At 56.3% G+C, this 12,346-nt stretch carries 11 protein-coding genes and 1 pseudogene; 1 reads left to right on the forward strand and 11 read right to left on the reverse strand.

Annotation, left to right across the window (positions count from 1 at the left end; genetic code table 11):
• Positions 1 to 530, forward strand: a 530-nt coding sequence (locus M8010_RS19495; RefSeq protein WP_250094372.1) for a recombinase family protein, incomplete at its 5' end; no start/stop codon positions are given.
• A gap of 343 nt (positions 531 to 873) precedes the next feature.
• Here the strand turns inward: M8010_RS19495 and M8010_RS19500 are convergent.
• The 11 genes and pseudogenes from M8010_RS19500 to M8010_RS19550 form a co-directional block, all read right to left on the reverse strand.
• On the reverse strand, positions 874 to 1,317 hold the full coding sequence (locus M8010_RS19500; protein ID WP_284048225.1) for a MerR family transcriptional regulator: 444 nt from the start codon (positions 1,315 to 1,317) through the stop codon (positions 874 to 876).
• Positions 1,318 to 1,321: 4 nt separating this feature from the next.
• Positions 1,322 to 1,543, reverse strand: a pseudogene (locus M8010_RS19505) (electron transfer flavoprotein subunit beta/FixA family protein); the annotation flags it as partial.
• A gap of 718 nt (positions 1,544 to 2,261) precedes the next feature.
• A complete protein-coding gene (locus M8010_RS19510) occupies positions 2,262 to 2,588 on the reverse strand; it encodes a histidine triad nucleotide-binding protein (RefSeq protein ID WP_250094373.1) in 327 nt (108 codons plus the stop codon).
• Positions 2,589 to 2,976: 388 nt separating this feature from the next.
• Complete coding sequence (locus tag M8010_RS19515; RefSeq protein WP_250094374.1) at positions 2,977 to 4,161, reverse strand: phenylacetate--CoA ligase family protein; 1,185 nt, start codon at positions 4,159 to 4,161, stop codon at positions 2,977 to 2,979.
• Positions 4,158 to 4,952, reverse strand: coding sequence for an ABC transporter ATP-binding protein (locus M8010_RS19520; protein ID WP_250094375.1), 795 nt, complete (start codon positions 4,950 to 4,952; stop codon positions 4,158 to 4,160). Before M8010_RS19520 ends, M8010_RS19515 begins: the two co-directional genes overlap by 4 nt.
• A 7-nt stretch (positions 4,953 to 4,959) precedes the next feature.
• The gene (locus M8010_RS19525) at positions 4,960 to 6,153 is read right to left on the reverse strand and encodes an ABC transporter substrate-binding protein (RefSeq protein ID WP_250094376.1); all 1,194 of its coding nucleotides are present in this window, start codon (positions 6,151 to 6,153) and stop codon (positions 4,960 to 4,962) included.
• A 54-nt stretch (positions 6,154 to 6,207) separates the two neighbouring features.
• On the reverse strand, positions 6,208 to 7,266 hold the full coding sequence (locus M8010_RS19530; protein WP_250094377.1) for a branched-chain amino acid ABC transporter permease: 1,059 nt from the start codon (positions 7,264 to 7,266) through the stop codon (positions 6,208 to 6,210).
• A gap of 1 nt (position 7,267) precedes the next feature.
• Positions 7,268 to 8,167, reverse strand: coding sequence for a branched-chain amino acid ABC transporter permease (locus tag M8010_RS19535; RefSeq protein WP_250094378.1), 900 nt, complete (start codon positions 8,165 to 8,167; stop codon positions 7,268 to 7,270).
• Positions 8,164 to 10,113 carry an AMP-dependent synthetase/ligase gene (locus tag M8010_RS19540; protein ID WP_250094379.1) on the reverse strand — a complete coding sequence of 650 codons (1,950 nt, stop codon included), beginning with the start codon at positions 10,111 to 10,113 and terminating at the stop codon, positions 8,164 to 8,166. The genes M8010_RS19535 and M8010_RS19540 overlap by 4 nt, the downstream gene beginning before the upstream one ends.
• Positions 10,110 to 10,898 (reverse strand): ABC transporter ATP-binding protein, encoded by a 789-nt coding sequence (locus M8010_RS19545; protein WP_250094380.1) that lies wholly within the window; start codon positions 10,896 to 10,898, stop codon positions 10,110 to 10,112. The genes M8010_RS19540 and M8010_RS19545 overlap by 4 nt, the downstream gene beginning before the upstream one ends.
• Before the next feature lie 50 nt (positions 10,899 to 10,948).
• On the reverse strand, positions 10,949 to 12,112 hold the full coding sequence (locus M8010_RS19550; RefSeq protein ID WP_250094381.1) for an acyl-CoA dehydrogenase family protein: 1,164 nt from the start codon (positions 12,110 to 12,112) through the stop codon (positions 10,949 to 10,951).
• Between the last annotated feature and the right edge of the window lie 234 nt (positions 12,113 to 12,346).

Below are 12,346 nucleotides of genomic sequence, written 5' to 3' on the forward strand. Positions count from 1 at the left end.
AAAAAGCAGGGTGCGAACAGGTTTTCCAGGAAAAATTTACCGGCAAGCTACGAGAACGACCTGAGTTGTCGCAGTGCCTCCGTACGCTGCGGAAGGACGATGTTCTGGTTGTCTGGAAACTGGATCGACTTGCCCGCTCGCTGAAAGACCTGGTTGAGATTGTCCAGGATCTTCATGATCGGGAAATCGGCTTCAAGTCACTGACGGAATCCATCGATACCACCAGTTCAGGCGGTCGCCTGGTGTTCCATATATTTGGTGCCTTGGCTGAGTTTGAGCATGACCTGATTCGAGAGCGAACCATCGCTGGACTGACGGCAGCTCGGGCCCGGGGCCGAAAAGGCGGCCGAAAGACAGCCATGTCAGATGCTGATGTAAAGAAGGCGGCAGCCATGCTTTTAGACCCAAACATCACGAAAAAAGAGGTGGCTGAACACTTTGGCGTAGTCAGAACCACCCTCAACGCTTCGCTCAAACGGCTTCAAACAGATAACATTGCCCGACAAGATGCTGGACTAAAGAGTAGTTAGCTTGGAAGCCATCGCAGATGGAAGGGCGGGAGGGAACCGTGCTGGGGATCGTCACCAAGATCAACCGCAAAAGTGTGATCGTGCTGGATGATGGCAGGAAGCAGTACAAGGTGTCGCCGGTATTACTCAGACCACTTCGTGACGTGAAGTAAGTCAACTACGTCTTGGAATGACCGGTTACAACGCGTCAGCTATTTTGTTCGGTTCGCTGATCTGCTCGCGGAGTATATCGATGGACTCACTGTGATTTCATTGTTGGCTACCTTTTACTCTCTAATTTGGAGTTGGTCGCGAACTCCGCACGGTTTCGGACACCGATATCCACTCGCTCCGGTGTCCACCTCTATTTCTGGTCTACGAATTCGGGCTCTTTTTTTAGTCTTTGCCTGTGGGCGCTTTTCTTCAAAAGATCAGCGAGAGCTTCTCGACACCGGGCTTCTGCCGTATCCATTTCCATTTCCGCCTGGGCGATGTCGTTTTTCTGTTGTTCCAGCTGTTCGCGTTTGCGAGCCAGGGTGTCGACCATTAACAGAAGCTGTTTTTCGTTACCGCTGAGGGTTTCGTCCCACAGGTCGAACAGTTCCTTGGTTTCCGCCAGGGAGAAGCCCATGCGCTTTCCCCGCAGGATCAGTTTCAGGCGGACTCGGTCTTTTGAGCTGAAGATGCGGGTCTGGCCGCGCCTGGTCGGGTGGAGAAGGCCCTGGTCTTCGTAAAAACGTACGCTTCGGGTAGTAACGTCGAACTCTTTGGCCAGCTCGCTGATGCTGTAAGTTTTCTTGATGTCCATGACGGTTTCCTTTCTCGATCAGTACCGCGCGATCCCGCCCCATGGCAAGCGGCGTGCGCAGCCCCCCCTGACAGGCGTTGCCGACGAGCGAGACTGCCACGACTTCGCTTGCCTGACGGGCCTCCTTCAAACGTACCGCCCACTCGACGGCGATCTCATCGAACGGGTTCATCGACATTTTGACGTTGGCGGTTTCCACGCCGATGCCGTCGGCATTCACCCACACCTTGACGTTTTAGTCGACGTCCAGTTTTGTCGGTTCCAAAATGTTCATAGCTGATAATTCCTCACGCTCTTAAGGTTCGCCTCGCGCAGCATTTGCACGTAGCGGACCGCGACCGACGGGTTGGGCGGGAGGGCATCGATTACTTCCAGCAATACCGCCTTGTATCTGTCTCGGCCTCGCACCAGGCTGCCTCGCAGGTCCGGGCGCTCCGCAGGAATTGTACGCGCGAACATGGCCGCAAAAGAGTTCGCTTCCGGCAGCGTGTGCAGATGAGCGGTACAGGCGGGCGTTTAAGGGGTCGAATGGCCCTTAAATCGCCACCTGTCCGTTACGCTTGATTCGCGCGATCCCTTCACTGCAGACGTCCGCTAGTAGATCTTATTTGAGGGCGAAAGATAGTAAACAGGTCCAGTCAGGATACCTACGCCACCGACAATGTCCCGCCTCGTGGTGCCGTTGTTGCGCTCGACCAAAATATCGGCGGCCTTTAGCATTATTTCGTCGCGTTTATTTGGCAACCGAGCATTTAGGCTCTGCTCACTGTGGTCGGTTTGGGCGGACATCTCAGCTTTGTTGTTACGCAAGCATCGGACATGATGCATTGTGGTAACCATACAAACGTTTGGCTAATGGCGCCAACTCTTAAGATGCCCGCCCTACCTGCCGATTGCGGCGTCTACCCGATTTAGCATGGGCGTACCTTGGAGCAACTCCAGCACTAACTTGGCGGCCAGCCTAGCAAGTGCATGTGAAGATGAAACACCTCTTGGCCACCGTCCCTGCCGCAGTTGATCGTAGTGCGGAAGTTTCCCGACACGCCTTCCCGCTCAGCGACCTTACGCGCCGCCAGACAAAGGTCACCCATTAACTTGGCATCTTCCGGCTCCAGATCGTTCATGGTAGGAATATGTCGCTTGGGAATGATCAAGACATGGGTGGGCGCCTGCGGATTAATGTCATGAAAAACTAAAACGCTGTCGGTCTCGAGTACGATATCAGGCTTGATCTCGCCGTCGATCATCTTGCAAAAGATACAATCGCTCATAAATTTCTCTCCTCTTAAATGATGCCTACAAAAACACCGCGCAGGGGATTCGGGTGACACCGGCTGCCGAGAAAAAAGATAGCAGAAGCGCGGAGGCAGCGTTGCCTTCCGCAAACAAGCTTCCCCAGCAACTCTCCTTATGACTTTTCGCACAACCACCATCGTGCATGGAATAGTAGCGGGTAGAACAGTATCCGCTTGGGGGATGCATCATGCCGGTGATGGTTATGATCCTGTCTGTCACGGCCCGTGGCCAGCCCCACGTCCAGCCAATTGGACACCTAGATCGTCGATCATTGAGTCATAGGCGCTGGCCCTATCGCGGAAGGTATCGGGGGTCGGATCGATGGAGGAAGTCAGTTTAGCCACGGTTCAGCCTCGTCTAGGATCAGAAAACACGGGAATCTTCCAATAGGGTGGGATTGGTCAGGCGTTTTTGGCGACGGATGTAATCAACGCGCAGCCGGGTAAGCTGATGAAAGATATCGCGCACCTCGGCGTCCGGAGGCGCAGCGCCGCTGAGTTCAATCGTGATCCTGTCCACGCCGTCTTCGCGCCAGACACGGAAGCTGGCTTCGACGTCAGTGCCAAGGGATTGAGCCAGTGCAGTGGCATGGGAGGCGTAGAGAAAAATTTCACGCACCTTCACGCCGTCGCCCACCCGCCCGGTCACACCGGACATGCGGCTGACGAACCCGTCGTCAGATAGGGCAAGAGCCTGCGCGAGATCGCCTGTACCAAAGCGCACCATCGGCCAGCCACGTGCGAGTGTAGTCACCACTATCTGACCCTCGACCCCGATGGGCAGCGGCGCGCCTGTCGCGGGGTCGCAGATTTGTACCAGCCGATATGGGTGGCAGAGGTAGCCGGGCTGTCCGTCTTCCTCGTACCCCACCAAGCCGAGATCCGCAGTGCCGTAGGCTCCATATGTTTTAATTCCATGTTCTGCCTCAAGCCGTGCTCGCTTGCCCATCCAATCACCGGGTTCACCACCAAGAAACGCCCGCGTGATGGTCCATCGTCCTTTGGTACTGCCATAGGTCGCAGCGTAAACCTTGGCCACCTTTTCGAAATAGGCGGTCGAGCCGAGGAAGGCTGTCACACCAAGGTTTTCGATCAACGTTACTTGCAATTCGGTTTGCCCCGGACCCGAAGGAATGACGGTCGCCCCGGTCGCCCGAGCGCCCGTGTCAAATATTAATCCTGCTGGCACCAGGTGATAGGACCATGTGTTCAGCGCCACATCCCCTGACCCCAAGCCGCTAGCTTGAAACATCAGCTCAAAGCCATGTGCGCCGTGGCCCCGAAGTACGGGTTCAAAGACTGGGCCGGGCGAGGCAAAAACATGCGCAACCTCATCCAATGGAACGGATAGATAACCTGCAAACGGTGGATTGGCAGCCTGTTGCGCGATAAGGTCAGTTTTTTGCATAACCGGAAGCGTATCGAGCACTCCGGCACGGGCCAGGTCACCCGCCGCTATTCCCGCTGCAGACAATCGGGCGGCGAGGGCGGGGGCTTGTCCGATTGCCTCTGCGGTGACTTGAGCAAGGGTGGTCAGGCGCTCCATCATCCCAACCACCTCTTGCGGCGGCGATAATGCTTCACGTCACGGTAACTTGTGCGATCCGCTGCGTTTGAGGTGCCAAGATAGAACTCCTGCACATCTTGGTTGCTGGTCAACTCGTTGCGGCTGCCATGCAGCACGATCCGGCCGCCCTCCATGATGTAGCCGTAGTCGCATTGTGCAATGGCCGAGCGGGCGTTCTGTTCGACAAGTAGCACAGTCAAACCTTCCTCTCGTTTGATCTGCTCAATGGTTCTGAAAAGTTGTTGGCTCAGGTTCGGGGCGAGACCCATCGATGGCTCGTCAAGGATCAAAAGCTTGGGTTGCGCCATCAGTGCCCGCCCAATCAGAACCATCTGCATCTCACCACCTGACAGGTAGCCGGCGGTGCGGTGTAAGAGGTTTGGAAGTGCCGGGAAGTAGTGGTAAACCTTCTCCAGATCCTCGCGCACCCCAGCGCGATCCTTGCGAAGGTGGGCGCCGACCATCAGATTTTGGAGCACGCTCAGATGTTCAAGAACCTTTCGACCTTCCAGCACCTGCACAATTCCAGACTTCACAATGGTGGTCGGGTCCGCGTGGGTGATATCTCTATCTTCAAACGTAATCCGGCCGGCCGTGACCGCTCCTTGGTCGGCATGAAGAAGTGCGGAAATTGCTTTCAGGGTGGTGGTCTTCCCGGCACCATTTGCCCCGAGAAGCACCACCATTTGTCCCTGCCGCACCTCAATGTTGGTCGAGCGGAGCACTTGGATGACACCGTCATAAACGACATCGATATTGGCAAGGGTCAGCATGGTCAGATCACCATTTATCCAAAACAGGAACAGCGAACCAATCGCCCTGCACCGGAACGACCTGACCATCCTTCACGACCTCGGCACTTGATTTGATCTCGCCAGTGGGGAAGGGGGCGGTTGTGTCGTAGCTAAGTGTTGGAAGCGCGCCGAGTAGCCTCTCTTCGGAGTATGTGTGTCCGATTAATGCGTCATACATCGCCTGTCCGGTCACATTGTCCGCGCCCACCTCGGCCACCGCTTGCTCCAATACGCGCAGCGCGAGGATGGCTTGGGCAGCCGATTGCTCCGCCATCGTTCCCCAGTTGCCATCGGGCGCGTAGGTTTCAAAAACGTCGCGGATTGGCAGGTTCTCCTTTCCAGGTGGTGCAAAGCTGAACGTGGAATAGGATCCTTCAATTCTATCGAGGGGGAGACCCTTCGACACTTCGGCCAGCCCGTTATGGGTGGACATGACAATTGGCACATTGGCCCCCAGTTCTTCCATCGCCTTGGCGGTTTCAATTACCTGCGCGGTGGTGCCGCCAACAAGTATAACGTCCGGATCGTCCGCTAGTGCCTTCCGCATTTGGGGAGCCAGCGACACGGGGGCGGTATCCGCCCATTGTGTCGACGTCAGGGTATAGCTGTCGGGGTATTGCGTGGCCAATTGTTTGACACCTTCGACCTGATCGACAAAACCCGCCTGCGTTTGCGTCGAAATTGCTGCGATTTTCAAAGGGCCATCATGCCCCGCCGCGAGGTAACTAAATAGCCCCGCAAATTCGTGGCTATAGGTTGGACGGGTCGAAAAATGCCATCCATTCTCAGTCCACCCCTGTCCGCCCATGGCGGTGCCTAGAAGCAGAGGCACTTTGTCATTGGGTAAGCGCCCCATAAGTGTAACCAGATCGGGCGAGCCCCAGCCCAGATGGATGATTGGCGCATCAGACCTGAGGATCGATGGCCATGTCCTAGCAATTTGTGCTGAATTATAGCGCATGTCGTATATCTTCAAGTCCACATCGACGCCCAGGCCCTCGCCCACCTCGGCATTCCAGTAGTCAACAATGGCTTCCAGCCCGGACATCGAGTCCGGCATCACATCAGCGAAGGGCCCAGAATAGTCCGCGCTCGCGGTGAAAGTATATGTTTCGGCTTGGGCGAACGAGGCGAGACTGATCGCCGCGGCCCCTGCCAGAACCAGCTTCATAGCCTTCATAGTCTTTTCCTTCTTTTTAGTGTGGTGCAGAGCACCGTTTATATCCAGCCATGTTCAGTTCCGGGGGAACGGCCAGAGACGGAAATTCGTCTTAATCGTGTGCCAAAGGTGGGCAAGCCCGCGTGGCTCAAAGATCAGTGCAATAAGAATGCACAGAGCGAGTACGATGGAGCTAAGGGCAAATACCGCCCCGCCATCAAAACTACCCCCCGATTCCGATTGCAATAGCATATTAGACATCGTGTGCAGCCCTTCTTGAATGAACGTTATGAAAGCGACGCCTAGGATCGGGCCGAGTGGCGAATTGATGCCGCCTACAATCAACATTCCCAGATACCAGACCGAGGCGAAAATTGTGAAGCTCGACACCGTCACGAACTGAAGGTAATAGGCGGTTAGCGCTCCGGCAACTCCGGCAAAGAGAGCACCTGCAAAGAATGCTTCGATTTTGATTCGGGCTACGGGGATTCCCATCACGCCCGCTGCCGTGTCGTTGTCATGTACTGCCCGCAAAGCCCGCCCCAACCGTGACCGAGGCAAGTTAAAGGCGCAGAACATGGCCACGGCGGCGAAAACCAAAGCCAGCCAGTAGAGTCCATGTGGCGTTCCAAGTGACAGGCCGAAAAGCTCGGGGGATACTACCGGCAATCCGACCAAACCGCCGAGCCAGGACATTGGTAAGGCGAGGATCACAATTGGGAACATGATTTGCGCGGCGAGCGTCGTGAGCGCGAGGTAGAAGCCCTTAACCCGCGACGCCGGCAACGCGAATAGCACTGAGACAGCCCCAGTGACCAGCGCCGCCGCCGGGATGACCAGCCAGAACGGCACACCCAGCCCCGACAGCTTAGCCGCCGTGAACGCGCCCACCCCGACAAAGGCGGACTGCGCGATGTTGATCTGCCCAGCCATGCCAACCGTTACAAAGAGGCCATAGACCGCAATCAAGGTGATGAAGGCATAAGTGAGCTGGCCCAACAGCCACGGCCCGGAAAAAAGCGGCAATGCGACAAGCATCACGCCCAGCGCCAAGAGCCAAAGGCGCGAGCGCCGCGTTTCGAGGACGCGGGCTTCTGCCGCGTAGGTTTTAAAGAATATGCCGGTGGGTCGCATGTTAGAGCCTCTCGATTCGGCGCCAGCCGAATAAACCATAGGGACGAATGAAGAGAACGCCGATCATCACGACATAGGGCAATAAGCCAGAGGCTGCGCCACTGGTAATTGGGTCGAGATACATTGACGCCAGCGCCTCAGCTATTCCGATGATCAGACCGGCGAGCAGGGCACCCCGGATGCTTTCCAACCCACCCAAGAGCGCGATGGGCAGCGCCTTGAATCCGATGACTGCGACCTCCAACGATAGGATGGAGCCTGACAGAAGCACCACCGCCGCGGTCGCCGCCAAGACAGTCGCCGTGATCCAAGATACCGCGATAGCCTGGCGCACCGAAATACCCAGTGACAGGGCCGTGGTGTGATTTTCAGCCACTGCAGCGAGCCGCAGTCCCAAGCGCGCACGGGTAAAAAAGAGGTGCAGCGCTTGAGCCAGCACAATGGTGAAAATCGCGCCGATCAAAAGCCCGGTGTTTATTAGGAAAGGTCCCAGATCAATCGCTCCCTCGGGCAAGATTGCTGGGGCCGACCTCGTCTGAGCGCCCCAGATAAGCTGCGCCAAGCCACGCAGAAGGATAAGTAGCGCAATGCCGGCCATAAATATTGTAAAGGCCGACTGTCCAATCAGGGGGCGGAACACCGTGCGTTCAATTACCGCGCCAAAGATCACGCAGGCGATCAATGTCAGCACCAACGCAATGGGCAAGGGAATGTCGATCCCGACGTTGCGCGCCCCCTCCGTAAAGGTCCAGAGCAGAAAGGCTCCAATCACCAAGACTTCCCCTTGGGCGAGGTTAATTATCTTGGAACCCCGGTAGATCACGACAAAAGAGATCGCGACGAGACCATAGACCAGTCCTACCAGCGCGCCGTCAATCAGGGCTTGAAGCAGATTTATCATTCCGCAGTCTCCATCCGGTTCATCTCGACAACCGCGCTCAGTTGGCTTTTGCGGCCGTCCTGATAGGTCACGTCGATGGTAATTGGCACGTTGTCAACGCCCTCGAAGAGCCCCTCGATCAGTACGGCATATTTGGTCTCGATCGCGCCTCGGCGCAGCTTGCGCGAACGGGTCAATTCATCTTCATCCGCGTCCAGTTCTTTTGGTAAGTTGGCAAAGGCGGTGATGCGACCGCCTGGATCCACGTTGGTATTTGTTGCTGCGACTGCACGGGCGATCTCGGACCGCACAGGGGCAAGTTGGCTAAGTTCAGCGAAGGTGCCAAAGGCGAGCCCGCTGCGTTCTGCAAACCGCCCAGCAATTTCCATATCGATGTTAATCAGCGCCACAACGCAGTCGCGGCTTTCATCACCGATTACGATGGCGTCGCGCACCATCGCGGCAGAGCGAAGGTGGTTTTCCAGGAACTGGGGCGGATAGGTGTGGCCTGTGGAGAGGCGCCGAAGGTCCTTGGCCCGGTCTAGGAATATCAACGCTCCACTCTCGTCCAACCGCACGGAATCGCCGGTTTTAAACCCTGTCTCCCGCGCGCCCATCTCGTCGCTCGCTTTGGCGTTTTTGAGGTAGCCGGAGAAGGCCAGCACGTTGAGCCGAAGCTCGCCGCCTTCAATCCACGCCTCCATCGGCGGCGAAATGGCGGGGTCAGAGGGCATCAGACTGCCCATTGTTTCAGGTCGCGTGTCATCGGGGCGATGGGTGGAAATCAGGCCTAGCTCAGAGCTGCCATAGAGGTTGCCGAGAGGCACTCCGAAGGCGCGGTACCGGGCAAATAGGTCAGCTGAAAGACCAGAGCCGCCAGACAAAACCGCTTGCACTTGCGTGAGCCCCAGAAAATCGCGCACACCTTTAAGTATCAGTTGATCGGCCAAAGGCCAGACGATCCAACGCTCAAGCATACTGCCCCTGCGCCGCACCCGATCGTGGCCGCGCGCGAGGCTCCAATGGTAAAGGCGTTGCCGCCACGCGGGAGCATCCATCATCCGGGCTTCCACGTCCGATGCCTGCATCTCCCATTGGCGGGGCGTGAACATCAGGAAATCAGGGCCGATTTCGCGCAGGTCTCCTTGTACGGTTTCAGGCTTCTCCGCAAAATGTAGAATGAGGGGCGCGAGGATTGGCAGGGCTACGCCCATGAATTGCTCAGCCGCCCAAGCCGGGGAGATATAAGACAGGTATTTGCCTCCCGCTCGAATTTCGAGCCCGCCCATCAGCCGATAGGCGTTGTCGAGGATAAAGTCGTGGTTCATCATCGCCGCCTTGGGCTTGCCGGTCGTGCCAGATGTATAGCAATAAACCGCCACATCTGATGGCCCGGCGGCTGCGATCCGCGCGGGAATGTCCAAGTCTTTCGGGGCGGCGCTCTGCGCATCCGACAGTGCCATCAAGCGCGGATCCTCATAATCCCACAACCCACGTGGGTCGATATAAAGAATCCGGGTCAGGCATGCCAGTTGGTCGCTACAATCGAGGATTTTGTCGATCTGTTCCTGATCTTCTCCCAGTGCGAAAACAGCATCCGAATGAGAAAGCACATCTGCCAGTTCGTCGGATGGGGCATCGGGATAGACATTGGTGGCTATTGCCCCAAGACTGATTGCCGCCATTTGGGTAATCCACGCCTCTTCGCGGTTCTCGGAAATCAGGCAAATAACCTGTCCGGGCTGCAGCCCCAGATGATCCAGCGCAGCAGCAGTATTGCAAACCTGTGCGTAGAGTTCGGCCCAATTCAAACTTTGCCAAAGTCCAAATCGTTTGGATCGGATTGCAATCTTGTCCCCCATATCGCGTGCGTTGTCACGCAGAAGTTGGGGTAGGGTTCGTCCCTTTGAAGACCTGGACAGGGCGATCTCTGGGGCGCGCAGGTGCTTGACGGCGGTGCTGTTCATGCAGCCACCTCGGCTTGCCCAAGATAGGCCGCAATCACCCGCTCATCCGATCTAATTTGATCTGGCGTGCCATCGGCGATGACTTGACCGAACTCCAAAACGGTGATCCGGTCGCTGATGTCCATAACCACATCCATGTCATGTTCCACCAGCACGACCGGTATGCCGAAATGATCTCGGATATCCAGGATAAAACGCGCTAGGTCTCCTTTTTCTTCGGGGCTCATGCCGGCCATGGGTTCGTCCATGATCAGAACCTTAGGCCCGGTCGCGAGCGCACGTCCAAGGTCCACTCGCTTGCGCAAACCATAGGACATATCCCCAACCGCGAGGTGGCGGCTCTGTTCCAGTTCTAGAAATTCGATAATCTCTTCTGCTTTTGCGGAAAAAACCTCTTCCTGACGCACATGCGCCGGGGTGCGGAGCAGACCCGCAAACACGCCGCCGGTCATTTGGGAGTGAAACCCGGTCAGGATGTTGTCGCGTGCTGTCATTGATGGATAGGTCTGGATGCCCTGAAAGGTGCGACCAAGCCCCATAGCCGACCGCACCGGAGGGTGGGCGGCTGAGATGTCCTGACCGTTAAACACGACGGCGCCGGACCAAGGGTGATAAAATCCCGATAGGCAGTTCAGCAAGCTGGATTTCCCGGCCCCATTCGGTCCAATCACCGCATGGATGCTGCCCGCTTCAACGGCGACCGAAACCGACTTAAGCGCTTCGATCGCGCCGAAACGCAGGCTGAGGTTGCGTGCCTCCAGTGTGATCCCTAAAGTTGGGGTCATGTGCTCCCTCCCAAATTATTGTTTTTCTTCGTCCACTCTTTTTGAAAAAGTTAAGTAAAGTTGACGTCGAGTCCGCAGGAGCGCGCGATCAGCATGGTCTGAATCTGGCTGGAGCCATCGCCGATTGTGCAAATGCGGTTGTCGCGCAGGTAACGCGAAGCTGGGCAATCATCCATAAAGCCCCAACCACCACTGACTTGAACCGCCAGATTGGCAACCTCAGTGCCAATCTCAGTCGCGCCCATTTTAGCCATGGAAAGTGCGCCAAGGTCATCGATGCCTTGGTCGATCTGCCAAGCCGCACGGTAGGTGAGAAGTCGGGCGGTATCCACCTTGATCGCCATCTGCGCAATCATTTGCTGGACCATCTGCAGCCTGCCGATCGACCCACCAAAAGCTTGGCGTTCAGTGGCATAGGCGACTGCATGCTTAAGGCTCGCTTGTGCCAGCCCCAGTGAACATGCGGCTAGCCAAATTCGCGCGGCTTGATAACCTTTGTGGAGCAGATGCCTACCCCCATCTAGATCGCCAACGATGGCATCATCGCCCAGTTGACAGTCATCCAGATAAAGCGGCCGGGTGTCAGAGCTACGCCAACCCATTTTGTTGTAGCTCTTGCCACGAGTGTATCCTGGCGCATCATTCGGCGTGAGGAACAACGAGAATTTCTTGCGCTCATCTTCCTTGGGTGAAGTGATCGCAAGGATCAGCGTGAACAGTGAAATTGGTGTACCGGGGTTGGTGATGTACGCCTTTTCGCCCGACAGCGACCATTGACCATTGCCCAATTGCTTCGCGCGAGTGGTAAAGCCACCGGTATCGGACCCCGCGTCGGGTTCCGTCCCGGCAATTGCGCAGATTTTTTGACCAGAAATGATGTCCGGCAACCACTTTTTCTTCTGTTCTTCGGAGCCAAAGCGCGACACAGTCAGACCAGCTGCCATTGACACCATCGCGGACACGGCAATGGATTGATCCGCCTCCGCGAGGGCCTCGATCGCTAGAACAGCGTCAAATACACCAAGCCCCATACCGCCGAGTTCCTCGGGGAAGGGGATGGACATGACACCCATCTCGCCCACACGCTGAAACAAATCAACGGGAAACTCGGCCTTGCGGTCCAGTTCTTCGGCCCGTGGCGCAATTTCGCCCTGCGCAAAGCGGTGAATTTGGCTTTGCAACTCTTTTTGCTGTTCGGTTAGTGCGAAATGCATAGTCGTCCTCTACGTGTCGGCTGTCGGTGTAAACCAACGGTTGTCCATCTGTATGATCCTGCATGTCAACTAGTGGTGGATCACATGCCCCACCTCAAGCCACAGGCTTGCCATCAAACGTGCGTTTAGGGATAGCAGCCCCTCCGTATCGTTACAATCTAAAACGTGAACCGTTATAAATTGTAATTGTTTTTCTCCCGTTAATGGAAAAGGTGCCGCAGATGCAATGTGAAT

The sequence above is a fragment of the Marinobacter sp. ATCH36 genome, from assembly GCF_023555055.1.
Classification (GTDB): Bacteria; Pseudomonadota; Gammaproteobacteria; order Pseudomonadales; family Oleiphilaceae; genus Marinobacter.